Source organism: Microcella alkaliphila, from assembly GCF_004216855.1.
Taxonomy (GTDB): Bacteria; Actinomycetota; Actinomycetes; order Actinomycetales; family Microbacteriaceae; genus Microcella; species Microcella alkaliphila.
On record NZ_SGXT01000018.1, the window covers coordinates 157,778 to 182,263 of the forward strand.

At 69.7% G+C, this 24,486-nt stretch carries 24 protein-coding genes and 1 pseudogene; 16 read left to right on the forward strand and 9 right to left on the reverse strand.

Translation table 11 applies throughout. The features are described from left to right. Positions 1 to 68: 68 nt before the first annotated feature. From EV140_RS12005 to EV140_RS12015, 4 genes are read left to right on the forward strand one after another with little or no spacing between them, the layout of a single operon-like run. Positions 69 to 506 carry a hypothetical protein gene (locus EV140_RS12005; RefSeq protein WP_130284235.1) on the forward strand — a complete coding sequence of 146 codons (438 nt, stop codon included), beginning with the start codon at positions 69 to 71 and terminating at the stop codon, positions 504 to 506. Beyond that, positions 500 to 721: a helix-turn-helix transcriptional regulator gene (locus EV140_RS12010; protein ID WP_130284237.1), complete on the forward strand. Its 222-nt coding sequence runs from the start codon at positions 500 to 502 to the stop codon at positions 719 to 721. Before EV140_RS12005 ends, EV140_RS12010 begins: the two co-directional genes overlap by 7 nt. Positions 722 to 746: 25 nt before the next feature. Further along, on the forward strand, positions 747 to 1,181 hold the full coding sequence (locus EV140_RS13275) for an alcohol dehydrogenase catalytic domain-containing protein (RefSeq protein WP_157985657.1): 435 nt from the start codon (positions 747 to 749) through the stop codon (positions 1,179 to 1,181). After that, positions 1,178 to 1,642, forward strand: a complete 465-nt coding sequence (locus EV140_RS12015; RefSeq protein ID WP_157985658.1) for a zinc-binding dehydrogenase — start codon at positions 1,178 to 1,180, stop codon at positions 1,640 to 1,642. Before EV140_RS13275 ends, EV140_RS12015 begins: the two co-directional genes overlap by 4 nt. Here the strand turns inward: EV140_RS12015 and EV140_RS12020 are convergent. From EV140_RS12020 to aroA, 4 genes are read right to left on the reverse strand one after another with little or no spacing between them, the layout of a single operon-like run. Next, a complete protein-coding gene (locus EV140_RS12020; RefSeq protein WP_130284241.1) occupies positions 1,639 to 2,157 on the reverse strand; it encodes a septum formation family protein in 519 nt (172 codons plus the stop codon). The two genes, EV140_RS12015 and EV140_RS12020, sit on opposite strands and share 4 nt — an antisense overlap. Positions 2,158 to 2,170: 13 nt before the next feature. Continuing rightward, positions 2,171 to 2,992 (reverse strand): inositol monophosphatase family protein, encoded by an 822-nt coding sequence (locus EV140_RS12025; protein WP_130284243.1) that lies wholly within the window; start codon positions 2,990 to 2,992, stop codon positions 2,171 to 2,173. A gap of 9 nt (positions 2,993 to 3,001) precedes the next feature. Then, positions 3,002 to 4,057 carry a ribosome small subunit-dependent GTPase A gene (gene rsgA, locus EV140_RS12030; protein WP_130284245.1) on the reverse strand — a complete coding sequence of 352 codons (1,056 nt, stop codon included), beginning with the start codon at positions 4,055 to 4,057 and terminating at the stop codon, positions 3,002 to 3,004. Beyond that, complete coding sequence (aroA, locus tag EV140_RS12035; RefSeq protein WP_130284247.1) at positions 4,054 to 5,442, reverse strand: 3-phosphoshikimate 1-carboxyvinyltransferase; 1,389 nt, start codon at positions 5,440 to 5,442, stop codon at positions 4,054 to 4,056. The genes rsgA and aroA overlap by 4 nt, the downstream gene beginning before the upstream one ends. A gap of 30 nt (positions 5,443 to 5,472) precedes the next feature. Between aroA and EV140_RS12040 the strand changes: the two genes are divergently transcribed. Both EV140_RS12040 and EV140_RS12045 read left to right on the forward strand, forming a co-directional pair. Next, entirely contained in the window at positions 5,473 to 6,144 is a 672-nt protein-coding gene (locus EV140_RS12040) for a sigma-70 family RNA polymerase sigma factor (RefSeq protein WP_130284249.1), read from the forward strand. After that, the gene (locus EV140_RS12045) at positions 6,141 to 6,383 is read left to right on the forward strand and encodes a zf-HC2 domain-containing protein (RefSeq protein WP_096422484.1); all 243 of its coding nucleotides are present in this window, start codon (positions 6,141 to 6,143) and stop codon (positions 6,381 to 6,383) included. Before EV140_RS12040 ends, EV140_RS12045 begins: the two co-directional genes overlap by 4 nt. An 80-nt stretch (positions 6,384 to 6,463) precedes the next feature. On the opposite strand, the gene EV140_RS12050 is transcribed toward EV140_RS12045, so the two are convergent. After that, complete coding sequence (locus EV140_RS12050; RefSeq protein WP_241971435.1) at positions 6,464 to 10,225, reverse strand: multifunctional oxoglutarate decarboxylase/oxoglutarate dehydrogenase thiamine pyrophosphate-binding subunit/dihydrolipoyllysine-residue succinyltransferase subunit; 3,762 nt, start codon at positions 10,223 to 10,225, stop codon at positions 6,464 to 6,466. A gap of 166 nt (positions 10,226 to 10,391) precedes the next feature. On the opposite strand from EV140_RS12050, the gene guaB1 reads away from it, so the two are divergent. The 4 genes and pseudogenes from guaB1 to EV140_RS12070 all read left to right on the forward strand — a co-directional run bounded on the left by guaB1 (position 10,392) and on the right by EV140_RS12070 (position 14,523). Then, positions 10,392 to 11,831, forward strand: a complete 1,440-nt coding sequence (guaB1, locus tag EV140_RS12055; RefSeq protein WP_130284253.1) for a GMP reductase — start codon at positions 10,392 to 10,394, stop codon at positions 11,829 to 11,831. Positions 11,832 to 11,938: 107 nt separating this feature from the next. Continuing rightward, positions 11,939 to 13,245, forward strand: a pseudogene (locus EV140_RS12060) (hemolysin family protein). Beyond that, positions 13,242 to 14,297 carry a hemolysin family protein gene (locus EV140_RS12065; protein ID WP_241971436.1) on the forward strand — a complete coding sequence of 352 codons (1,056 nt, stop codon included), beginning with the start codon at positions 13,242 to 13,244 and terminating at the stop codon, positions 14,295 to 14,297. The pseudogene EV140_RS12060 and the gene EV140_RS12065 overlap by 4 nt, the downstream one beginning before the upstream one ends. Positions 14,298 to 14,340: 43 nt before the next feature. Next, positions 14,341 to 14,523 (forward strand): hypothetical protein, encoded by a 183-nt coding sequence (locus EV140_RS12070; RefSeq protein ID WP_130284255.1) that lies wholly within the window; start codon positions 14,341 to 14,343, stop codon positions 14,521 to 14,523. A gap of 137 nt (positions 14,524 to 14,660) precedes the next feature. On the opposite strand, the gene EV140_RS12075 is transcribed toward EV140_RS12070, so the two are convergent. Beyond that, entirely contained in the window at positions 14,661 to 15,314 is a 654-nt protein-coding gene (locus EV140_RS12075; RefSeq protein ID WP_130284257.1) for a TetR/AcrR family transcriptional regulator, read from the reverse strand. A gap of 110 nt (positions 15,315 to 15,424) precedes the next feature. Here EV140_RS12075 and EV140_RS12080 point away from each other — a divergent pair, with 110 nt between their 5' ends. The 6 genes from EV140_RS12080 to EV140_RS12105 all read left to right on the forward strand — a co-directional run bounded on the left by EV140_RS12080 (position 15,425) and on the right by EV140_RS12105 (position 22,499). Then, a complete protein-coding gene (locus EV140_RS12080) occupies positions 15,425 to 17,032 on the forward strand; it encodes a carboxyl transferase domain-containing protein (RefSeq protein ID WP_130284259.1) in 1,608 nt (535 codons plus the stop codon). Positions 17,033 to 17,037: 5 nt separating this feature from the next. After that, a complete protein-coding gene (locus EV140_RS12085; RefSeq protein ID WP_130284261.1) occupies positions 17,038 to 19,056 on the forward strand; it encodes an ATP-binding protein in 2,019 nt (672 codons plus the stop codon). After that, positions 19,053 to 20,204, forward strand: coding sequence for an acyl-CoA dehydrogenase family protein (locus tag EV140_RS12090; RefSeq protein WP_130284263.1), 1,152 nt, complete (start codon positions 19,053 to 19,055; stop codon positions 20,202 to 20,204). The genes EV140_RS12085 and EV140_RS12090 overlap by 4 nt, the downstream gene beginning before the upstream one ends. Further along, positions 20,201 to 20,680, forward strand: coding sequence for a MaoC family dehydratase (locus tag EV140_RS12095; protein WP_130284265.1), 480 nt, complete (start codon positions 20,201 to 20,203; stop codon positions 20,678 to 20,680). The genes EV140_RS12090 and EV140_RS12095 overlap by 4 nt, the downstream gene beginning before the upstream one ends. 11 nt (positions 20,681 to 20,691) lie before the next feature. Further along, positions 20,692 to 21,513, forward strand: coding sequence for an HpcH/HpaI aldolase/citrate lyase family protein (locus EV140_RS12100; RefSeq protein WP_130284351.1), 822 nt, complete (start codon positions 20,692 to 20,694; stop codon positions 21,511 to 21,513). A 128-nt stretch (positions 21,514 to 21,641) separates the two neighbouring features. Beyond that, on the forward strand, positions 21,642 to 22,499 hold the full coding sequence (locus tag EV140_RS12105; protein WP_130284267.1) for an SDR family oxidoreductase: 858 nt from the start codon (positions 21,642 to 21,644) through the stop codon (positions 22,497 to 22,499). Here EV140_RS12105 and EV140_RS12110 read toward each other — a convergent pair. The 3 genes from EV140_RS12110 to EV140_RS12120 are packed head-to-tail and all read right to left on the reverse strand — an operon-like array spanning position 22,496 to position 24,413. Continuing rightward, the gene (locus EV140_RS12110; protein WP_130284269.1) at positions 22,496 to 22,984 is read right to left on the reverse strand and encodes a hypothetical protein; all 489 of its coding nucleotides are present in this window, start codon (positions 22,982 to 22,984) and stop codon (positions 22,496 to 22,498) included. The two genes, EV140_RS12105 and EV140_RS12110, sit on opposite strands and share 4 nt — an antisense overlap. 4 nt (positions 22,985 to 22,988) lie before the next feature. Then, on the reverse strand, positions 22,989 to 23,402 hold the full coding sequence (locus tag EV140_RS12115) for a globin (protein WP_130284271.1): 414 nt from the start codon (positions 23,400 to 23,402) through the stop codon (positions 22,989 to 22,991). Beyond that, positions 23,403 to 24,413 carry a mechanosensitive ion channel family protein gene (locus tag EV140_RS12120; protein WP_130284273.1) on the reverse strand — a complete coding sequence of 337 codons (1,011 nt, stop codon included), beginning with the start codon at positions 24,411 to 24,413 and terminating at the stop codon, positions 23,403 to 23,405. It abuts the gene before it with no gap. Between the last annotated feature and the right edge of the window lie 73 nt (positions 24,414 to 24,486).

The following is a 24,486-nucleotide window of genomic DNA, read 5'->3' on the forward strand; positions in this document are numbered from 1 at the left end:
GACACGCGTGCTGCGCGTGCCCTACCGTTCGGGTGTCAAGAATTCTTGACACCCGAACGATTGAGGGGATGCTCGCGATGAGCTTCGAACACCGCGGCGCGTGGATTCAACTGGCCGTCACCATCGGCGCCTACGCCACCTACCTGACGCTGCTCGTCCGCCGCGCAGACGGCGCTCCGCTCAGTGCAACCCCGTATGGCGACCTCATCGCGTGGATGATCGGGGGATCGATCGTCGTCGGCGTCGTGCTGACGATCATCATCGGAATGTTCGGCGGCGAGCGTGCGCGGCGAACCGATGTGCGCGACCGCGCCATCAACCGGCTCTCCGATCAGGTCGGCGCATCCTTCATCATCATCGGCGCCGTCGCCGCGATGATCCTCGCCATCCTCGAGGTTGAGCACTTCTGGATCGCCAACGCGATCCTCGTCGGCTTTGTCGCCTCGGGCATCCTGTCGTCGATCGCCCGTATCGTCATGCACCGCACGGGGGTGCCGTCGTGGTGAAGCCGACGCGTGTCACCAACCGTATTCGCGCCCTGCGGGACGAGCACGGTGACATGACCCAGGGGCAACTTGCTGACGCGCTCGGCGTCACCCGGCAGACGGTCAACGCGATTGAACAGGGCAAGTATTCGCCCTCGCTCGAAGTCGCCTTCCAGATCGCGCGCGTCTTCGGGGTCGGCCTCGACGACGTCTTCCAGTACCCCGACGGCGCGTGAGCGCCCGCCCACGAAAGGCGACCCGATGACCCGCACAGCCTCGAGCATCCCGACCACCATGCGTGCCCTCGTGCAGCGTGGATACGGCACGAGCGATGTGCTCGCCGAGCAGACCCGCCCCGTGCCGACACCGCGGCGTGGTGACGTGCTCGTGCGCGTCGAGGCCATGAGTCCCGATGCGGGCACGATTCACCTCCTGGCCGGGCGACCCCTCATGGTGCGCCCCGCCGTCGGCTGGCGCACCCCTCGTCAGCCCATCCCGGGGCTCGCCCTCGCGGGACACGTTGTCGCGGTCGGCGAGGGGGTGACGACTATCGCCGTGGGGGACCGCGTCGCGGGGTCGGGCGTTGGTGCCCTCGCCGACTACGCGATCGCGCCGGCACGCAAGCTCGCGCTCGTGCCCGCGGCGGTGTCGGCGCGTTCGTCGCGCAGTACGCGGCGCTCGCCGGAGCCGACGTGACCGCCGTCATCAGCGCCCGCAAGTCCGACTTCGTGCGCAGCCTCGGCGTGGAGCGGCTGATCGACTACGCGCGCGAGAGTGACCCATCGCGCTGGGGCACGTTCGACGTCGTGATCGACACCGCCGACGGCAGACCGCTGCACGTGCTGCGTCGCGCGCTCACCCGATGCGGCACGCTCGTCATCGTGGGCGCCGACGGGGTCGGCGGGCCGGTGTTCGAAGGCTTCGACCGGCAGCTGTTTCGGGTTCCGCTCGCCAACGTGGTGGCGTCGCAGCGTATTGCGTCGGTCATGCAGACGGAGACCGGCGACGATGTCGCCCGCGTGCTGGGCCAGGTGGCCGAGGGCAGCATCGCGTCAGCGGTGACGGAGGTGGTGCCGTTCGCAGACGCGCGCGCCGCGCTCGACAGGCTCGCCGCGAAGCAGGTCGCGGGCAAACTTGTGCTGACGCTCGGTCGCTAGCGAGCGATTCCGGCGAGCGAGCCCGTGAGCTTTTGGCCCGCGGGGTCGTAGATCACGCAGAGGATCTCGCGGTCGCCGTTCGCCCAGCTGCCTTCCGTCGGGAAGTAGTAGCTGAAGTCGTAGATCGAGTCGAGGTAGGGGATACCGACGAACTCTTCGAAGCGCTCGAAGCATGCGTCGTCGGCCTCGGCGATCACGACGTCGTTCCCGGGAAACGCGTCGCCCGTCATAATGATCGACGCGTACACCTCACTGTCGTGCGGCTCGCTGCAGGGCACGAGGGGAACCTCGGTGACCTCGTCACTGGCAGACGCGTCGTTCAGGCAGTCGCCCACGCGAATGCTGAAGACGTCGGCGCTGTCGTTCTGTTCGACAACCTGGCCGTCGTCGCCGCGAGGCGTCGAGTCGGCGCCAAATGTGGAGCTCAGAAGCGAGCATCCGGCGACGCTGACGACTGCCGCAGCAGCGACGGCGAGCAGCGACAGGCGGCGGGCGAAGAGGCGGGGGCTGGTCACACGGCGAGCATAGTCAGCGATTTCTGACGAAGTCGACCACGGTGTCGTGCAGAACCCCGTTGGTGGCGAGCGCGCTGCCGTGCCACGGGCCCTCCTCACCGTCGACCGACGTGAATCGGCCACCCGCCTCCTCGATGATGGGCTGCAGCGCCGCCATATCGTAGGGCTGCAGGTCGAACTCCCCGGCCGCGTCGAGCGAGCCCTCGGCGACAAGCATGTACGACCACATGTCGCCGATGGCGCGGGCCCGCCACGCGCTCCGGGCGAAGGCGATGGCCTGGTCGAGGCGCCCGGCATCAGCCCAGCCGGGCAGGCTGTTGTACGACACCACGGCATCGGCGAGCGTCGAGACGCCGCTGACCCGCAGTCGGGTCGGCTCGGCACCCGCGAGGGCTCCGGTGCGGGTCGTCCATGCCCCGAGGCCCGTCGCGCCCCACCATCGACGCTCGAGCGCGGGGGAGCTGACCACGCCGACGACGGGGCGACCGTCGACGGCGAGCGCGATGAGCGTGCCCCAGATCGGCACGCCGCGTAAGAAGTTCGCGGTGCCGTCGATCGGGTCGATGATCCACTGACGCCCGGCGACCTCTGTCCGATCCGCTGCCGCCGTGAACTCTTCGCCGAAGATCGCGTCATGGGGGCGCTCGGCGGCAAGGCCCGCACGAATCGTCTCTTCGACCGCGCGGTCGGCGTCGGTGACGGGGGTGCGGTCAGGCTTCGTCGTCACCTCCAGGTCGAGCGATTGGAAGCGCGCGAGCGACACCTCGTCGGCGGCGGCGGCAAGCCGAAGGGCCAGGGCGAGGTCGTCGGCGTGGGTCGATGCGCTGTCGGTCACAGACCGAATCTAGTAGTCCTTCGGCCGCATCAGGGTGGCGAGCAGCCGCTGCAGTGAGTCGAGCCGTGCGGCGCCCGCCTCGCCGAGCTCACCGGCCTCCACCGCCTCGACGAGGGCGCAGTCGGGGCTGTCGGGCAAGTGCGTGCATCCGCGGGGGCAGCCCTCCGCCACGGCGGCGAGGTCGGCGAAGCCCGTCAGGATGTTCGCCGGGTCGACGTGGCCGAGCCCGAACGAACGCACCCCGGGGGTGTCGATGATCCAGCCGTCGCCGTCGGGCAGGCGCAGCGACACGGTCGAACTCGACGTGTGTCGCCCGCGGCCCGTGACCGCGTTAACAACGCCGGTCGCGCGCCCCGCGCCTGGCACGAGCGCGTTCACGAGCGTCGACTTGCCGACCCCGGAGTGTCCGACAGCGACGGTGGTGCGGCCGTGCAGCAGTGCGCGCAGCCGATCAAGCGGCGGGTCGGATGCGGCGCTCGTCACGATCTCGACCCCCAGCGCGCTCAGCGGCGCGATCAGCTCGGCAGGATCGCGGAGATCAGTCTTCGTCACGACGACGAGCGGGGTGACGCCGGCGTCATAGGCGGCGACGAGATAGCGGTCGATGAGGCGGGGGCGGGGCTCGGGATCGGCGGCGGCCACCACGACCATGAGCTGGTCGGCGTTCGCGACGATCACCCGCTCGACGGCGTCGGTGTCATCCGCGCTCCGCCGCAGCAAGGTACGTCGCTCGTGCACGCGCACGATGCGTCCGAGGCTTCCTTCGGCACCGCTGACGTCGCCCACCACGTCGACCCGGTCGCCCGTGACGATCGCGGTGCGACGCAGCTCGCGCGCGCGGGTGCTCAGGACCTCCCGCTCGGTGTCGGTGCCCTCGTCGATCAGGGTGAGATAGCGGCCGCGGTCAACCGTGACCACCCGGCCCACCACGGCGTTGTCGTGCGCCGGACGTTGCTTCGTGCGGGGTCGGTTTGCCTTCGGATTCGGCCGCTCGCGCACCGCGCTCTCGTCGTAGTCGCCCCAGGGCTCGTCGTCATCGTCGTCGACGGGAGGCAGCCAACTCATGCGAGCAGGCCCTGCCACAGTTCGGGGAACTCGGGCAGTGTCTTCGCCGTGGTCGTGATGTCGTCGACCTCGACGCCCTCGACGACCAGCCCGATCATCGCGCCCGCCGTGGCCATCCGGTGGTCCTCGTACGCGCGCCACGGGCCCCCTGTGAGGGTGGCGGGTTCGAGGGCGAGGCCGTCCTCGAGTTCGCGAATCGCGCCTCCGAGGGCCGTGATCTCGGCGGTGAGCGCCGCGAGCCGGTCAGTCTCGTGGCCGCGAAGGTGCCCGATGCCGGTGATGGTGCTGGGACCCGCGGCGAGCGCGGCGAGCGCGACGAGGGCCGGGGCAAGTTCGCCCCCGGTCGACAGGTCGAGGGTGACGCCGCTAATCGCGCGGCCACCGCGCAGACCTTCCCCGCCGTCGACGGTGACAGCGCCGTCGGCGTCGTGGCGAACGGTGGCACCAAAGTGCGGTAGCAGGTGGGTGAGGTCTGCGCCGACCTGCGTCGTGCGTGCAGGCCAGCCGTCGACCGTCACGGTGCCGCCGGCGATGAGGGCGGCGCCGAGGAACGGCGCGGCGTTCGAGAGGTCGGGCTCGATGGTGACATCGAGTCCGGCGATCGGGGCGGGCTCGACGACCCACACGCCCGGCTCGGGACTGTCGACGCGCACACCACGGTCGGCCAAGCACTGCACCGTCATCTCGATGTGCGGCATCGACGGTAAGTGTTCGCCGGTGTGGCGCAGCACAATGCCCTCCTCGAAGCGGGGGGCGGCAAGCAGCAAACCGCTGACGAACTGGCTCGACGCGCTCGCGTCGATCGCGAGCTCGCCGCCGCGAATCGCCCCGCGACCCCAGAGGCTGAAGGGCAGCGTGCCGCGGCCGTCGTCGTTGACGTCGACACCGAGCGCTCGCAGGGCCTCGACCGTCGTGCGCATGGGGCGCCGACGCGCCGACTCGTCGCCGTCGAACGCGACGGGGCCGAGCGCGAGGGCGGCCAGGGGAGGCACGAAGCGCATTACCGTGCCGGCCAGCCCGCAGTCGATCGACACGGATCCCGTGAGCTCGTCGGGCGGCGTGATGAGCAGATCAGGGCCGAAGGCGCCGTCGCCGTCGACCTCCTCGATGTCAACGCCGAGCGAGCGCAGGGCCTCGACCATGAGGCGCGTATCGCGCGAGTGCAGCGGGCGGCGGAGCAGCGACGGCGCATCGGCCAGAGCCGACAACACTAGCTCGCGGTTGGTGAGCGACTTCGACCCGGGAAGCATGATGCGGGCGTTCAGGGGGTCCGCGGCGGTCGGGGCGACCCAGCGCCGGTCCGCGGGGCCGCCGGTCGCGGCCTCGGTGCGGTCTTCGTCGCCGTACGGCGAAAAGCGGGGGCCGGAATTATTCGAGACGAGCATCGGTTATCAGGGTAGTCGGCACGCACGGGAATGAAAGGACGGTGCTCGTTGAGCGCGACGCTTGTCACGGATGCCCCGTCAGTACACTGGCGCTCGATGACTGACGAGGCCGAAACCAAGCGAGCACTGTTCCAAGAGCAGGCTCTGCCGTTCATGGACCAGCTCTATGGCGCCGCAATGCGCATGACGAAGAACCCGGCCGACGCCGCCGACCTCGTGCAAGAGACCTTCGTGAAGGCCTTCGCTGCGTTCGCGCAGTTCGAACAGGGCACGAACCTGAAGGCGTGGCTCTACCGCATCCTCACGAACACGTTCATCAACCAGTACCGCAAGAATCAGCGCAATCCCTACCAGGGTGCGCTCGAGGAGTTGGAGGACTGGCAGCTCGGCGGTGCCGAGTCCGCCACGTCGTCCACCGGTCGCTCGGCCGAGGCTGAAGCGATCGACCGGATGCCCGCGAGCGCCGTGAAGGACGCTCTGCAAGAGATCCCCGAAGACTTCCGACTGGCGGTATACCTCGCCGACGTCGAAGGCTTCGCCTACCAAGAGATCGCCGACATCATGAAAACGCCGGTCGGGACCGTGATGAGTCGCCTCCACCGCGGTCGCCGACAGCTGCGCGAGAAGCTCGCCGACTACGCGAGAGAGCGCGGCTACGCCATCCCCGACTCGACCCCCACCACCACCAGGAGCACGACATGACCGACTGCGGCTGCGACAAAGCCAAGGCCGAGCTCGAGGAGTTCCTGCACAACGAGCTGAGCCCCCAGCAGTGCCAGGACATCCGCGACCACATGGCCGTCTGCGACGACTGCTCCGCTGAGCACCTCGTCGGCCTCACCCTCACCAACAAGGTGAAAGAGGCGTGCCAAGAGAAGGCACCCGACGAGTTGCGCGAGCTCGTCCTCGGAGCGATCTCGAACCTCGACAACCGCGCCTAACGTTCAGCGGGGCTACCGCCCCGATAGGCAAGAATCCCCGGGATGCCCGTTCAGCATCCCGGGGATTCTCGCGTTTGCGACTAGTCGCTGAGCGCCGCGTCCATGATGGCGGCGTGCTCTTCCGCGCTGCGCTTCGACGAGCCGGTCGCGGGCGACGCGGAGGCCGGGCGCGAGACGACGCGCACGCGCTTCATGCCGCGCTTGGCGAGCTCGATCGTGAAGAACGGCCATGCGCCCTGGTTCTCGGGCTCGTCCTGCACCCACACCAGCTCGGCGTTGGGGTAGCGGTCGATGACCGCCGCGATCTGCTCGGCCGGCAGCGGGTGGAACTGCTCGAGGCGCACCAGCGCCACGCCCTGCGTGTCGCGCTTCGCGATCTCGCTCTTCAGGTCGTAGTGGATCTTGCCCGAGTGGAACAGAACGCGCCGCACGGCCTGCGGGTCGGTCACCGTCGCATCGTCGATCACCGGCTCGAAGCGACCCTGCGTGAAGTCGAGCACGTCGCTCGTCGCGCCGCGCAGGCGCAGCATCGCCTTCGGCGTGAAGACGACGAGCGGGCGGCGCGGACGCGCATAGGCCTGACGGCGCAGCAGGTGGAAGTACGACGCCGGCGTCGAGGGCCGGGCGATCGTCATGTTGTCTTCCGCCGCCATCTGCAGGAAGCGCTCGATGCGAGCCGACGAGTGGTCCGGTCCCTGGCCCTCGTAGCCGTGCGGAAGCAGCAGCACGACGCTCGAGCGCTGACCCCACTTCTGCTCGGCCGACGAGATGAACTCGTCGATGATCGTCTGGGCGCCGTTGGCGAAGTCGCCGAACTGGGCCTCCCAGAGAACGAGAGCATCGGGTCGCTCGACCGAGTAGCCGTACTCGAAGCCCATGGCCGCGTACTCGCTCAGCAGTGAGTCGTAGATCCAAAACTTCGCCTGGTTCTCGCTGAGGTTCGCGAGCGGCAGCCACTCCTGGCCGTTGGCGCGATCGTGCAGCACGGCGTGCCGCTGCACGAAGGTGCCGCGACGGGAGTCTTGGCCCGCCATGCGGACGGGCGTGCCCTCCATGAGCAGCGAGCCGAGCGCGAGCAGTTCGCCGAAGCCCCAGTCGATGCCGCCGTTGCGGCTCATCTCGACGCGCTTCTTCAGCATCGCCTGCAGCTTGGTGTGCACGGTGAATCCGGCGGGCGGGTTGTCGTGGGCGTCACCGATGTGCTGCACGACGCTGACGTCGACGCCGGTGCTCTCCGGCTCACCAGATCCCTCTTCGACGGATGCGTCACCGCCGACGACCGGAATCGCACCCGTCTGCGCCGCGTGCGTCTCGGCGAACGCGACCTCCAGGCGATCCTGGAAGTCTTTGTGGGCGTTCTCGAACTCTTCCTCGGTGATGTCGCCACGACCGACGAGCGCCTCCGTGTAGAGGGTGCGAACGCTGCGCTTGGCCTCGATGAGGTTGTACATGAGCGGCTGCGTCATCGACGGGTCGTCGCCCTCGTTGTGACCGCGACGGCGGTAGCACACGAGGTCGATGATGACGTCGCGCTTGAACTCCTGACGGTAGGCGAACGCGATCTCGGCGACGCGCACGACCGCTTCGGGGTCGTCGCCGTTGACGTGGAAGATCGGCGCCTGGATGGTCTTCGCCACGTCGGTCGAGTAGATCGACGAGCGCGCCTCACCGGGAGGCGTCGTGAAGCCGACCTGGTTGTTGACGACGACGTGCACGGTTCCGCCCGTGCGGTAGCCGCGCAGCTGCGACAGCTGCAGGGTTTCGACGACGACACCCTGACCAGCCATGGCCGCGTCGCCGTGCACGAGCACCGGCAGGGTGCCGAACTTGCCGTCGCCCTTGCGGTCCTGCTTCGCGCGAACGATGCCCTCGAGCACGCCGTTAACGGCCTCGAGGTGCGAGGGGTTCGCGGCGAGGTAGACCTCGATCTCTTTGCCGCTGGCCGACGTGAAGGTGCCCTGCGTGCCGAGGTGGTACTTGACGTCGCCCGAGCCCTGAACAGTGCGCGGGTCTTGGGTGCCCTCGAACTCGCGGAAGATCTGGCCATAGGTCTTGCCGGCGATGTTGGCCAGCACGTTCAGGCGGCCGCGGTGGGCCATACCGATCGCGACCTCGTCGAGGTCAGTGTCGGCGGCCTGCTGCACGATCTCGTCGAGCAGCGGGATCAGTGACTCGCCACCCTCGAGGCTGAAGCGCTTCTGCCCGACGTACTTCGTCTGCAGGAAGGTCTCGAACGCCTCGGCCTGGTTGAGCTTGCCGAGGATGCGCATCTGCTCGTCGTGCGTCGGCTTCTGGTACGGCTTCTCGAGTCGCGTCTGGAACCACCGGCGCTGCTCGGGGTCTTGAATGTGCATGTACTCGATACCGACGGTGCGGCAGTACGTGTCGCGCAGAACGCCGAGAATCTCGCGCAGCAGCATGGTGCGCTTGCCGCCGAAGCCGCCGGTGACGAACTCGCGGTCGAGATCCCAGAACGTGAGGCCGTGGCTCGAGATGTCGAGATCGGGGTGGCTGCGCTGCTGGTACTCGAGCGGGTCGACGTCGGCCATCATGTGACCGCGCACGCGGAACGAGTTGATCAGCTCGTGAACGCGAGCCGTCTTGTTGACCTCGTCGGCCAGGTCGACGTGAATGTCCTGCGCCCAGTGGATCGGGTCGTACGGGATCCGCAGGTCGGAGAAGATGCCGTCGTAGAAGTCGCGCTGACCAATGAGCAGCTCGTGCACCTTCTTCAGGAATTCGCCGCTGCCGGCCCCCTGAATGACGCGGTGGTCGTAGGTGCTCGTGAGGGTGATGGTCTTGCCGATACCGAGCTCAGCGAGCGTCGCCTGCGACATGCCCTGGAACTCGGCCGGGTACTCGAGCGCTCCGGCGCCGATGATGGCACCCTGCCCCTTCATGAGGCGCGGCACCGAGTGCACGGTGCCGATGCCGCCAGGGTTTGTCAGCGAGATCGTGTTGCCCTGGAAGTCGGCGGCCGCGAGCTTGTTGTCGCGGGCGCGCTTGACGACGTCTTCGTAGGCGGCGTGGAACTCCCCGAACGTCATCGACTCGGTCTTCTTGATGCCGGGAACAAGCAGCGCACGCGTGCCGTCGGGCTTCGGGATGTCGATCGCGATGCCGAGGTTGATGTGGGCAGGCGTGACGACGACCGGCTTGCCGTCCTGCTCGTCGTAGTAGACGTTCTGGCTCGGGAACTCGCGCAGCGCGCGCACCATGGCCCACGCGATCAGGTGGGTGAACGAGACCTTGCCGCCGCGGGCGCGCTTCAGGTGGTTGTTGATGACGATGCGGTTGTCGATCATCAGCTTGGCGGGGATGGTGCGGACGCTGGTCGCCGTCGGGACCGTGAGCGACGCATCCATGTTGGTCGCTAGCGTCTTCGCCATGCCGCGCAGGGGCGTGACCTCGTCCTGCTTCTCGGCCGCCTCTTCATCGACGACGGGGGCGGGGGCCGTCGCGGGGGCCTGCGCGGGAATCGGCTGCGGCTGCGGGGCCCGCGCCGTCGTCTTCGCGATCGGCTGGCTACCCGTGACGGGGGCCGACCCGATGCTGATCGAGCCGACGGAACCGCCGGTCGTAGCGCTCGGCAGGGCCGTCGTCGGATCGTCGTCGCCGGTGACCGTGGTGGGCGTCACCGGAGTCGCCTCCGCGACCGCAACCGATGCGGCTGTGCTGGTCGCCGCGGTGGCGGTTGACTGTTCGTACTTCTCGAGAATCGGCCACCACGACGGGTCAACCGAATCCTTGTTCTCTCGGTACTGCTCGTACAGTTCATCGACGAGCCATTCGTTGGCACCGAACTCTCCGGAGGCGCCGCCCTCGGCGCCGGTACCGGACACGTGGCTTGACACAGCCGACCGCCCACTTTCGCTTCTGCTGGAGGGTTAATTCTCGACGCGCCACCGACGATGGCGGCACCGCACAAGCGTAACGCCTTGCGCGGGGGCAAACGCTCGATGGGGCTGGGGCTGTGGGCGCGCATCCGCGGGCTTGTACCGTTGACGCGTGCGCTTTGCGAACGAGACCCCCGTCCATGACCTGACCTACTCCGACGTCTTCCTGACGCCACAGCATTCGGCTGCTGGCAGCCGGCTCAGCGTCGACCTCACCGTGGACGACCCGGCGGGCTTGAAGACCCCGATCGTCGCGGCCAACATGACGTCGGTCACGGGCTCTCGTCTCGCCGCAGCCCTCGCCCGTCGTGGGGGCCTCGGCGTGCTGCCGCAGGACCTTCCGCTGCAAGAGCTCGACGCGGCCATCCGCGAGGTCAAGGCTGCGCCCACGATGCTCGACCCGCTCGTGACTGTGACCCGCGAGACGTCGGTCGCCGAGGCCCGGCGTCGCGTGCCCGACACCGAGGGCGCCCTCGTCACGATCGTCGATTCCGACGGCGAGCCGACCACGTGCATCCCGGCCGCGCGCCTGCGGCACGCCTTGCCGGACGCTGTCATCGGCGATCTCGTCGGCGACCCCGTCCCGTCGATCGACGACGAAGACGTCACGGATGCGCGCACCGCCTTCGACCTGATCGATGCGGCCGACGCTGACGCGGTCGCCGTCCGCCACCACGGGCGCATCGTCGGCTCGCTGAGTGCGCGCAGCGCCGTGCGGGCGACGCTGTACACGCCGGCGGTGGATGCGCACGGCCGTTTGCGTGTCGCCGCGGCAGTCGGGGTGAATGGTGACCCCGCCGAGCGGGCCGCCGCCCTCGTGCAGGCCGGTGTCGACGTTCTCGTGCTCGACACGGCTCACGGCCACCAGGAGCAGATGCTGAGCGCACTGCGTGCGGTCTCCGCCCGAAACCTCGGGGTGCCGATCGTCGCCGGCAACATCGTGACGGCCGACGCGGTGCGCGACCTCGTGGAGGCCGGGGCGAACATCCTCAAGGTCGGGGTGGGGCCGGGCGCCATGTGCACGACGCGCATGATGACCGCCGTCGGGCGACCCCAGTTCTCGGCCGTGCTCGAAACGGCGGCGGCCGCGCGCGAGCTGGGGGCGCGCGTCTGGGCTGACGGGGGAGTGCGCTACCCGCGCGACGTGGCCCTCGCGCTCGCCGCCGGTGCATCCGCCGTCATGATCGGCTCGTGGTTCGCCGGCACCCTTGAGGCGCCCGGCGAGATCGAAAGCGACGAGAGCGGTCGCTGGTTCAAGAGTTCGTGGGGTATGGCGTCGACGAAGGCGGTCGAGCAGCGCTTCCGACGCCTCGACGCGTTCGAGCGCGCGAAGAAGACGCTGTTTGCCGAGGGAATCTCGTCGTCACGCATCTACCTCGACCCGCAGCGCCCGAGCCTCGACGACCTGCTCGACATGATCACTTCGGGGCTGCGCAGCTCGATGACCTACGCGGGTGCCGCGACGCTGCCCGAGTTCCACGAGCGTGCGGTGGTGGGCGTGCAGTCGGCGGCCGGCTACGAAGAGGGCAAGGCGTTGCCCGTCTCCTGGTAGCTCGCGCACACCTATACTCATCAGCACCATGGAGCCTCCGTCTACCGCCACCCTCGACGTACTGAGGGACACCCGTGGGCGCAGAGCTACTCGGCGACGAATGGCTCCTGCTCGGCATCGGGGTCGTGCTGACCATCGGCACCGGCCTGTTCGTCGCGAGCGAGTTCGCACTCGTCAACCTCGATCGCTCTGAGCTGGAGGCGCGGCGCGACCGCGGCGAAACCCGGCTGGGCATGACGATTGCCGCGCTCAAGATCACGTCGACGCACCTCTCGAGCGCGCAACTCGGCATCACGCTGACAACCCTCTTGACCGGCTACACGATGGAGCCGGCCATTTCGCGGCTGCTCGCCGGCCCCCTGCTCGCGATCGGAATTCCCGAGGGCGCGGTACGCCCGGTCGGCTCGATCACCGCCATCGTCATCGCGACCCTGCTGTCGATGATCGTCGGCGAGCTCGTGCCCAAGAATTTTGCGCTCGCGCTGCCGCGCCAGACCGCGAAGGTGGTCATCCCGTTCCAGTGGCTCTTCACGACCGTCTTCCGCCCCGCGATCCGGGTGCTCAACGGCACGGCGAACCGCATCTTGCGGGCGATGGGCATCGATCCGAAGGAAGAGCTGAGCGGTGCCCGCACCGCCGAAGAGCTGTCGTCGCTCGTGCGGCGGTCGGCACAGCACGGCCTGCTCGAGGCCGACACTGCGACGCTCCTGTCGCGCACACTCGCGTTCTCGCAGCTCACCGCGCAAGACGTCATGACGCCGCGCGCGCGACTCGTGAGTGTCGAACGCGGCGACTCGGCCACCGATGTCATTGCCGCGGCGCGCCGCACCGGGCACTCGCGCTTTCCGGTGGTCGGGGAGTCGTTTGACGATGTTGTCGGCATCGTGCACATCAAGCAGGCGGTCGCCGTGCCGCACGACCGCCGTGCCGACGTGCCGGCCTCGGCCCTCATGTCCGAGGCGCTGCGGGTGCCCGAGACGATGCGCCTCGACACCTGCTCACCGAACTGCGCGGTCAGGGCTATCAGATGGCGATCGTCGTCGACGAGTACGGCGGCACCGCCGGCGTCGCGACGCTCGAAGACCTCGTCGAGGAGCTCGTCGGTGAGGTCGCCGACGAACACGATCGGGCGGTCGTGGACGTCGTTCGCGCCCGTGACTGGCTGACGTTCCCGGGCATCCTGCGACCCGACGAGTTGGCGGACCGAGCGGGCGTCACCGTGCCCGACGACGGCCCGTGGGAGACGGTGGCCGGCTGGCTCATGGCTGAGCTCGGCCGCCTGCCCCGCGTCGGCGATACCGTGCAGCTCGACGCCGGCGTCTTCCGTGTCGAACGGCTCGACGGTCGCCGCATCGACCGCGTGCGTTTCACCCCCGTCACGGTGGACGCCCCGTCGGCGGGAAGCGCCTTGTGATCACGTCAGCAGACTGGTGGGGCCTCGTCTGGCTCGTCGTGCTCCTCGCGGGCAACGCCTTCTTCGTGGGCGCCGAGTTCGCGGTGATCTCAGCCAAGCGCTCGCAAATTGAGCCGCGTGCCGAGGCGGGCTCCCGTGCCGCCAAGACCGCACTCTGGGCGATGGAGCGTGCGACCCTCATGCTCGCGACGAGCCAACTCGGCATCACCGTGTGCTCGCTGCTGATCCTGAACGTGTCAGAACCGGCGATCCACCACATTCTGGAGATTCCGATCAGTCTGACCGGCCTTCCGCCGGAGGTCGTGTCGACGATCGCGTTCATCATCGCCCTGCTGATCGTGTCGTTCCTGCACGTCGTGCTCGGCGAGATGGTGCCGAAGAACCTCTCGTTCTCGCTGCCGACGCGGGCCGTGCTGATCCTCGCGCCGCCGCTCGTGACCGTCGCCCGCATCTTCGCTCCCGTCATCTGGAGCCTGAACGCGATCGCCAACGGCATCCTGCGCCTGTGCGGCGTCGAGCCGAAAGACGAGGCGACCAGCACCTACACGCTCGACGAGGTGGCAACCATCGTGAAACAGTCGACCCGTGAAGGCCTGCTCACCGACGCGACGGGCACGCTCGGCGCGGCCTTCGAGTTCACGAACAAGACGGTCGGCGACGTCGCCGTCCCCATGGATGCTCTGGTCACCTTGCCCGAGGACGCGTCGGCCCTCGACGTCGAACGCGGCGTCGCCCAGCGCGGCTTCAGCCGCTACCCGCTCGTCGACGAGGCCGGTGAGCCGACCGGCTACCTGCACTTGAAGGACATCATCGACCTGCCCGAGGACGAGTTCGACGACCCCGTGCCGCCGAAGCGCATCCGCCGGCTCGTGTCGATCGCGGCCGACGCCGAATTGGAAGACGCCCTCGCCCTCATGCGGCGTTCCGGCTCGCACCTGGCCCGTTCGGTCGACGCCGAGGGCAACACTGCCGGAGTGCTCTTCCTCGAGGACATCATCGAGGAGCTCGTCGGCGAGGTGCAGGACGCGACCCGCCGCCGCCATTTCGGCTGAGCGGGGGCTGGCGTGGTGCCAGCCTGCGGCGTAGCGTGAGCGCATGACGGGGCATGACGATGCGACGGAAATGGCGGCGGCGATCGACAGAGCCCTCCGCGAGGCGCAGTTGCCGGCGGGCGGGGCGGTTCACGCCGAATCGGTGACGCTCATCGCCGCGCCGGAGCCCTCTGAGGCGGAGTCGGGCGCGGGGCTGTCCACCCTCGACGGTGCCGACGGCGACTAAGGGCTCGCCGAGCGCCGTGCGTCTCGCGTCCCGCGCGATCGGAACACCACACGTTTGGTGCAACACCAAGCGTTCGAACGTGCGGGTTTGCACCGTTCGGTCAGTCTTGCGGTAGTGACGTGCAGGTGCGCTCGGGACTAGACGGCCACCGGGCTGAGCGCCGCCTCGGCCATCGTGGCGAGCACCGCGCGGGTGTCGCGGGCGGCACCGCGTGCGCTGTGCGGGGTCGAGTTCATAAGGCCGAACGCTGCGTGGGCGCGGGTGCGCAAGAGCGACCGCTGCTCGCCCGGGTGCAGGGACTCGAGCACGTCGACCCAAAGCTCCACGTACTGCCGTTGCAGCCCGCGCACGGTGCGGCGGTCGGCGTCGGCGAGGCTCTCGAGGTCCGCCGCCTGCACGCGAATGACGTCGGGGTTCTCGACGGCGAAGGCGACGTGGAAGGCGACGAGCGCACGCAGCGTCTGACGCGCATCCGGGATGCTCGACGCGCCGTCTGTGCGCGCGTCGCCGTCTGCACGCATTGCGCCGTTCGCATTCGTGTCATGGTCGGCGAGCACCGCCCGCGCCCCGTCGAGCAACCCCGCGCTCGCGTCGACCAGCAGCGCGGCGAGCACCGCTTGCTTGCCCGCGAAGTGGCGGTAGACGGCGGGGCCGCTGATGCCGACGGCGGAGCCGAGGTCGTCGAGTGACACGCGCTCGAAGCCGCGCTCGGCGTATAGCCGGGCGGCGGCGGCGAGCAGGGCACGTCGGCGTTCGGCCTTGGCCTGCTCGCGCGACACGACGGTGCTCATGTGCGCCAGTGTAGACATTCCAGTTAGTCGTGACTAACATTTCGGTCAGTTAGTCACCGCTAACCGACCGGAATCACCGGCCCCGCCGCCACAAGCGAAATGGGCAGTCAATGACGACAGCTGAGACGTCTGCCAACCAGACGCGGCGCGCCACCATGGCCGGCCTGGTCGCCGAGCTGCGCGCGGAGCTCGCCGAGACGGCGCTCGGCGGCAGCGAGTCGTCGCGGCAGCGCCACGTCGAGCGCGGCAAGCTGCTGCCGCGCGAGCGCGTCGACCGACTGCTCGACGAGGACAGCCCGTTCCTCGAGATCGCGCCGCTCGCCGCCAACGGCCTCTACGACGGGCAGGCTCCCGGTGCCGGGCTGATTACGGGCATCGGGCTCGTGCACGGCAGGCCCGTCATGGTTATCGCCAACGACGCGACGGTCAAGGGCGGCACCTACTTCCCCCTGACGGTGAAGAAGCACCTGCGCGCGCAAGAGATCGCGCTCGAAAACCGGCTGCCGGCGATTGCCCTCGTCGACTCGGGCGGAGCCTTCCTGCCGCTGCAGGACGAGGTTTTTCCCGACCGCGACCATTTCGGGCGCATCTTCTACAACCAGGCGCGCGCATCCGCCGAAGGCATCGCGCAGATCGCTTGCGTCATGGGGTCGTGCACGGCCGGTGGCGCGTACGTGCCCGCCATGAGCGACGAGACCGTCATCGTGCGCGACCAGGGCACGATCTTCCTCGGCGGGCCGCCGCTTGTGAAGGCCGCCATCGGCGAGGTCGTGAGCGCCGAAGAGCTCGGCGGCGGCGAGCTGCACGCGCGCACCTCCGGCGTCGTCGACCACCTCGCCGACGACGACGCTCACGCCCTCGAGATCGTGCGCGACATCGTCGCCACCCTGCCGCCGCCGCGCGAGCCGGCCTGGGCCGTCAGCCCGGCCGACGCTGTACACGCGCCCGCGCCCGCGCCCGCCCCGGCGCACGACCCGGCTACCCTGCTCGACGTCGTGCCGGTCGACGTGCAGACCCCCTACGACGTGCACACGGTGATCGACCGCATCGTCGACGCCGGGTCGGTGAGCGAGTTCAAGCCCGAGTACGGTACGACGCTCGTCACCGCCTTCGCGCGCATCGAGGGCCACCCGGTCGGCATCGTCGCCAACAACGGCGTGCTGTTCAGCGAGTCGGCCATGAAGGGCGCGCACTTCATCGAGCTGTGCGATCAGCGCGGCATCCCGCTCGTCTTTCTGCAGAACATCTCGGGCTTCATGGTCGGCCGCGACGCCGAGGCGGGCGGCATCGCCAAGCACGGGGCCAAGATGGTCACCGCCGTCGCCACGACCCGCGTGCCGAAGCTCACCGTCGTCATCGGCGGGTCGTTCGGCGCCGGCAACTACTCGATGTGCGGCCGGGCCTACTCGCCGCGCTTCCTCTGGATGTGGCCGAACGCCCGCATCTCGGTCATGGGCGGCCAGCAGGCGGCGAAAGTGCTCTCGACGGTGCGCCGCGACCAGCTCGGCGACGGCTGGCCGACCGACGAGCAGGAAGCCTTCGAAGCGCCCATCCGCGCCCAGTATGAACGGCAGGGCGACCCGTACTACGCGACCGCCCGCCTCTGGGACGATGGGCTGATCGACCCCGCCGACACCCGCCAGGTGCTCGCCCTCGCCCTCGACGTCGTCAGCCGCGCGCCGCTTCCCGAGCCGCGCTTCGGCCTGTTCCGGATGTGACGCGCATGACTGACACCGCCGACACGGCACCCCTTTTCGACACCGTTCTCGTCGTGAACCGCGGCGAGATCGCGTGCCGTGTGATCCGCACGCTCCGTGCGCTCGGCATCCGTTCCGTCGCCGTCTACAGCGACGCCGATCGGGATGCCCGCCACGTGCGCGAGGCGGACCTCGCGGTTCGCCTCGGCCCGGCCCCCGCCGCCGACAGCTACCTCGACATCGAGAAGGTGGTTCAGGCGGTCCTGTCCTCGGGGGCCGACGCCGTGCATCCCGGGTACGGCTTCCTGAGCGAGAACACGGCCTTCGCGCGCCGCCTCGAGGAGCTCGCCGTCACGCTGATCGGCCCTCCCGCGAGCGCGATCGAGGCGATGGGCGACAAGATTCGTGCCCGCGAGCACGTGGCCGCCCGCGGGGTCCCCGTGACGCCCGGCGCGGGGGAGGCGGGGTGGAGCGACGCCCAGCTCATCGACGCGGCGAGCGAGGTGGGGTTCCCGCTCATCATCAAGCCGTCGGGCGGGGGCGGCGGCAAGGGGATGACCGTGGTGCGCGAGCGGGACGAGCTCGCCGGCGCGCTCGTCGCCTCGCGCCGCGTTGCTCGCTCGTCGTTCGGCGACGACACCCTGCTCATCGAGCGCTTCGTCGAGAGCCCCCGCCACATCGAGGTGCAGGTGCTCGCCGATGCGCACGGCACCGTCGTGCACCTGGGGGAGCGGGAGTGCTCCCTGCAGCGGCGACACCAGAAGATCATCGAGGAAGCCCCGTCGCCGCTGCTCAATGAGGCCACGCGCGCGGCGATCGGCGAGGCCGCCTGCGAGGTGGCGCGCAGCGTCGATTACCGCGGAGCTGGCACCGTCGAGTTCCTCGTCTCCGATGCGAAACCCGACGAGTTCTTCTTCATGGAGATGAACACGCGCCTGCAGGTCGAGCACCCCGTGACCGAGCTCGTGACGGGCGTCGACCTCGTTGAGCAGCAACTACGCATCGCGGCGGGCCAGCCGCTCGAGCTGCCGCCGCTCGCGCTCAGCGGCCACGCGGTCGAGGCGCGGCTGTACGCCGAAGACCCCGAGCGCGGCTTCACCCCGCAGACCGGCACCGTCGCCCTCGTGCGCGAGGCGACCGGCCCCGGCGTGCGCGTCGACAGCGCCCTTGTCGACGGCCTCGTCGTCGGCGCCGACTACGACCCCATGCTCGCGAAGGTCATCGCCCACGGCCCCGACCGGGCGACCGCGCTCGCCCGGCTCGATGCGGCGCTCGCCGAGACCATCGTGCTCGGTGTGCCGACGAACGCCGCCTTTCTGCGCCGACTGATCGCCGTCCCCGAGGTGCAGACGGGCGCCCTCGACACGGGGCTCATCGAGCGCAGCGAGCTGGCGGCCCCCGCCACGCCCGCCCTCGCCCGCACGATTGCGGCCCTCGTCGAGCACGATCGTGCCGAACGGGCGGCGAACTCCGCCTGGAGCCGGCCAAACGGCTGGCGCCTCGGCCCGCACCGCGCCCCGCGCTACGTCATCGACGGGGAGGAGGTCGCGATCGACGCGGCCGTTCGTGAGCAGCTGGCCCCGAGCATCCGGATGCTCGACGCAGCGGGTGAGACCCTCACCGTGACCGTCACGCACGAATCGCGACGCGTAACCGCCCACGTCGTGCGCGCCGCAGGCGACACCTGGATGCACGTCGACGGCGTCACGCACCGGCTCGCGCGCCCGACGCGCGCCGCCCGCCTCGCCGAGCACCGGGCGGGTCTCACCCGCGCGCCGGGCGCCGCCGACCCGACGATCCGCGCCGCCATGCCCGGCGCCGTCGTCGCCCTCGGCGCCGCCACCGCAGACACGGTCGTCGAGGGTCAGCCCCTCGTCACGATCGAGGCGATGAAGATGGAGCACACCATGCTCGCGTCTGTCGCCGGCACGGTGACCCTCGAGGTCGCCGTGGGCGACCAGGTCGCACTCGACCAGGTCGTCGCCCGCATCCACCCCGACGAGCCAGAACCCCGGCCCGACGGCGACCAAGGAGACCCCGCATGATCGACCTCACCCCGGAACAGCAGCGCCTCAGCGATGAGGTGCGCGAGTTCGCCGACACCGTCGTCGCGCCCGCCGCATACGAGTACGACACGAAGCGCGAGCTGCCGTACGACATCATCCGGCAGATGGGTGACATGGGGCTCTTCGGGCTGCCCTTCCCGAAAGAGTACGGCGGGCAGGGCAAGACCTACGTCGACCTGTGCCTCGCCGTCGAACAGCTCGCCCGCGCCGACCAGTCGATCGCCGTGACCCTCGAGGCGGGCGTCGGCCTCGGCGCGATGCCGATCTTCCGCCAGGGCACCGAGGAGCAGAAGCAGCAGTGGCTACCCGACCTCGCCCGCGGCCGCGCGCTCGCCGGCTTCGGCCTCACCGAGGCGGGCGCCGGGTCCGATGCCCGCGCCACGCAGACCACTGCCGAGGTGGTCGATGGCGAGTGGGTCATCAACGGGTCGAAGCAGTTCATCACCAACTCGGGCAGCGAGATCACGAGCCTCGTCACCGTCACCGCCGTCACGGGCCGCAAAGAGAACGGCAACCCCGAGCTGTCGGCGATCATCGTGCCGTCGGGCACGCCCGGCTTCACGGTGCACCCCGCCTACGACAAGGTGGGTTGGCACACGAGCGACACCCACCCGCTCACCTTCGACGACGTGCGCGTGCCCGAGGCGAACCTGCTGGGTGAGCGCGGCCGCGGCTACGCGAACTTCCTCGAGTACCTCGACGAGGGCCGCGTCGCCTTCGCCGCGCTCTGCACGGGTGCCGCCCAGGGCTGCCTGGAGGAGGCGCTGCGCTACGCGAAGGAGCGCGTCGTCTTCAATCGCTCCATTGGCGACAACCAGCACGTCGCCTTCATGATTGCCCGCATGCAGTCGCGGGTGCACGCCGCGCGCCTCGCCACCTACGAGGCCGCGCACCGCATCGTGGTGGGCAAGCCCTTCAAGGCCGAGGCGTCGATGGCGAAGCTCATCTCGAGCGAGGCCGCCATGGCGAACGCCCGCGACGCCAGCCACATCTTCGGCGGCTACGGGTTCATGAATGAAAACCCCGTCGCCCGGCACTACCGTGACTCGAAGGTGCTCGAGGTCGGCGAGGGCACGACGGAGGTGCAGCTCATGGTCATTGCACGAACGCTGGGGCTGTCGGCATGACCGGCCGCCGCGTCGAGCAGCGGGGCCTGTGGTTCGACGAGTTCGAGGTCGGCACGGTCTACGCGCACGCCCCGGGCCGCACCATGACCGAGGCTGACAACGTGCTGTTTTCGACCCTCACCATGAACCCGCAGGCGCTGCACCTCGACGCGGCGTGGTCGGCGACGCAGCCTTTCGGCGAGCGGCTCGTGAACTCGATGATGACCCTCGCCGTGATGGTCGGCGCCTCGGTGCAGCAGCTCACGCAGGGCACGATCGTCGCCAACCTCGGCCTCACCGACGTGCGGTTCCCGCACCCGCTGCACCACGGCGACACCCTCTACAGCGAGACGCTCGTCGTCGAGAAGCGCCTGTCAGAGTCGCGGCCCGGCCAGGGCATCGTCACCCTCGAACACACCGGCCGCAACCAGCACGGCGACATCGTCGGCGTCGCCCGCCGCGCCGTGCTCATCTGGCAGGAGGGTGACGCACGGTGAGCGCCTTTGCGATGGGGCCCGCGCTGCTCTTCTGCCCGGCTGACCGGCCCGAGCGCTATGCGAAGGCGGCCGAGCGCGCCGACGCCGTGATTCTCGATTGTGAGGATGCGGTCGCTCCCGATGCAAAGGATTCGGCGCGCGAGGCGCTCGCCGCCTCCCGCCTCGACCCGGCCACGACGATCGTGCGCATCAATCCGCTCGGCACGGCCGACGCCGACGCCGACCTCGCGGCGCTCGCCGGCACCGACTACCGCACCGTGATGGTCGCAAAGGCCGAGGACCCGGCGGCACTCGCCGCACTCGCTGCCCGCGGCTATGCCGTGATCGCCCTGTGTGAGACGGCGGCGGGCGTCGTCGCTGCGGGCGAAATCGCCGCCGTCGACGGTGTCGTCGCCCTCATGTGGGGAGCGGAAGACCTCGTCGCATCGATGGGCGGCACCGCCAGTCGGGATGCTCGGGGCCAGTACCGCGCGGTCGTCCAGCACGCACGCGCCACCGTCCACCTCGCCGCGGCCGCCCGCGGAAAGGCGAGCGTCGACGCCGTGCACCTCGACATCACCGACGAGGCGGGCCTCGCGGAGGCGGCGGCGGATGCCGCAGCCCTCGGATTCGTCGCGACCGCGTGCATCCACCCCAGTCAGGTCGCCGTGATCCGCCGAGCGTACGCGCCAACCCCCGACCAGCGCGTCTGGGCCGAGCGCGTGCTCGCCGCGGCAGAGCACGAGCGTGGCGTCTTCCGCCTCGATGGGCAGATGGTCGACGAGCCGGTGCTGCGCCACGCCCGCGCGGTCCTCGCGCGCGGTGAGGGCGCCGCGGGCACCGAGCGCGTCTAACGCTCTGACCGCTCAGAACCGCCGAGCGCGTCGATCGCACCGACTCCCCCGACGGCACCGCCTGCGGAATGCGGGCCCGCGCGAACGGGTTGGCACGAGCATCCGCCCGCCGCCAGAAGGAGCCTCTCGTGTCGATCGTCGTCCTCGGAGCCACCGGCCACCTCGGCCGCGCCGTCATTGATCACCTGCTCGCCCGCGGTGTCGCGCCGAGCGACATCGTCGCCGCCGGCCGCGCCGTCGACACGCTCGACGCCCTGCGGGCGCGCGGCGTTGATGTGCGCGCCGTCGACTACTCCGACGAGGCGACGACCGATGCGGCGCTCGCGGGCAGCCGCGTGGTGCTGCTCGTCTCGGGCAGCGAGATCGGCCAGCGCGTTGCCCAGCATCGCGCCGTCATCACCGCCGCCGAGCGCGCCGGCGCCGAGCGCCTCGTCTACACCTCGATCGTGAACGCGATCGAATCGCAGCACCTGCTCGCACCCGAGCACGCCGAAACCGAGCGGATGCTCGCGGCGAGTCCGCTTGCCGCGACCGTCCTCCGCAACAACTGGTACATCGAAAACTACGCGGCCGACGTCGAACGCGCCGTCGAGACGGGCGTCGTCGCATCAGCCGCGGGGGAGGGGCGCATCGCGAGCGCCACCCGCGACGAGTACGCGGAGGCGGCCGCCGTCGCCCTGCTCGACGACGACCACGCCGGCCACACTTACGAGCTCACCGGCCCCGAGGCCTGGAGCCACCTCGAGTTCGCCGCCGCGCTCACCGAGCTGCTCGGCCGCGAGGTCGTGTACGACGCGCTCGACCTCGAGGAGCAGCGCGCGCACCTCGTTGAGGCGGGCCTCGACGAGGCGACGGCTGGCTTCATCGTCGGGCTCGATGCCAACACGCGAGCGGGCGAACTCTCCGCCGTGAGTGGCGACCTCGAACGCCTGCTCGGCCGTCGCCCCCGCGATCTGCGCGCGCAGCTCGCAACGCTGCTCAGCTAGAACGCTGCGGTCGGCAGTGTCGCGTTCACCACGCGCACGGCGATCGAGAACACGATGGCGATGAGCAGTGCCTGCAGGGCGATCGTTGCCCACATCGGGGCGAGGCCTGTTCCGCTGCGGCGGCGCACGACGATCGAGCGGCCGATCACGTAGACGAAACCCGACGCGATCGCCCAGAACCACGGGAACGGCCGGTCGATCTGACGGTCGCGCAGCGCCCGCCAGTCGAGCACGGCAACGCCGATTCCGGCGAGCCACAGCACGAGCCCCGTCCCGTTGCCCGTGGCGGGCGGCGCGGTCGTCGGGTTCGTCGTGACGGCGCCATCGGGAGTGGCTTCGATCGCCACGTTCACCAACTCGATGACGGCGTCAACGTCGAGCGTGACTGCCGACCAGATGCTGATGAGCGGCGCGAGGGCGAGCAGCCAGATCCACAGCGTCGTGGCCGGAGTGCCGGCCGGGGCCGGCTGAGGTGCGTCGGTCATCGACTCACTCCTCGAAGGTATTGACCATGGCGTAGGCGGCGCGTTGCAGGTAGTCCCACAGGGCCTCCTCGTGCATCGGCTGCAGCGCGAGTTCGTCGAGCGCCGCGCGCATGTGCGTGAGCCAGCGGTCGCGCGCATCCGGGTTGACCGTGAAGGGCATGTGCCGCATACGCAGGCGCGGGTGGCCGCGCTGCTCGCTGTACGTGCTCGGGCCACCCCAGTACTGCTCGAGGAAGGCCGTCAGTCGCCACACCGCGCCGTCCATGTCGTCGTCGGGGTACATGGGGCGCAGCACCTCGTCGTGCTCAATGCCCTCGTAGAAGCGACGCACGAGGCGCTCAAAGGTGGCGTGCCCGCCGACCTGCGAAAAGAAGCTGTCGCTGGGGCCGCCGGTGGGGCCCAGGGTGATGTCGGCCATTTACGCGTCCTTATTGGATGCGACGGGTAACTGCTTCGTCTTCGGCGCACCGCCGCGGGTGGTCGGCTTCTGCTCGGTGGCCTTGCTCGCGCGGTCGAGTCCGTCCATGACAACGCGGTTGAGCGCGGGCAGCGCCACGCCGAGGTCGTCGAGAGCGAGCTTCAAGCGCAGGCGCAGCTCGCGGGCGATCTCGAACTGTTCGGGGCCGCGCACCTTCATGACGAGGCGAATGACGAGCGCCTCGGCCGAGATCGACTCGATGCCCCAGACCTCGGGCTTCTCGAGCACCTTGCGACGCCACTTGGGGTCGTCGGCGAGGCGCTGCGCGGTCTCGAGCATGGTGCGCTCGACCGCCTCGACGTCACTCGTGTACGGCGCGGGGAGGTCGATGATGACCCGTGCCCAGCCCTGCGACTTGTTGCCCACGGTCACGATTTCGCCGTTGCGAACGAACCACAGGGTGCCGCCGACGTCACGCACCTGCGTCACGCGCACGCCGACCGACTCGACGACGCCGTCAACCGGGCCCTGCGTCGACTGCAGCGACACGATGTCGCCGACGCCCAGCTGGTCTTCGAAGACCATGAACAGGCCGTTCAGCATGTCTTTGACGAGGCTCTGCGCGCCGAAGCCGAGCGCGGCGCCGAGCACGCCGGCCGACGCGATGAGCGCCGTGACCGAGAAATTCAGCTCGCTCAAGATCAGCACGATCGCCACGGCGACGATCGACCACGTCACGAGGTTGCGCAGCACGCTCCCGATCGTGCGCGTGCGCTGCACCACACGAACGGCGTGCAGTGGCGACGCGCTGAGCTCGACCGTGTGCTCGACCGCCTGGGCCTTCTTGACGCCCGAGACGACCCGATCAACGACGCGGCGAATCGAGATCAGCAGCACCCAGCGCAGGATCACCGCGCCGACGATCACGCCCGCGATGCGGAACACGGCCTCGTTCGTCTGCACGAACGTGACGATGCCCTCCCAGAGCCCTGCCCAACTGAAACCGTCCATTGCGGCAAGCCTAGCGACGGGGTCTATGCGGACGAATCAGGCGGCGACGATTAGCCCAGACGCGACTCAGCCC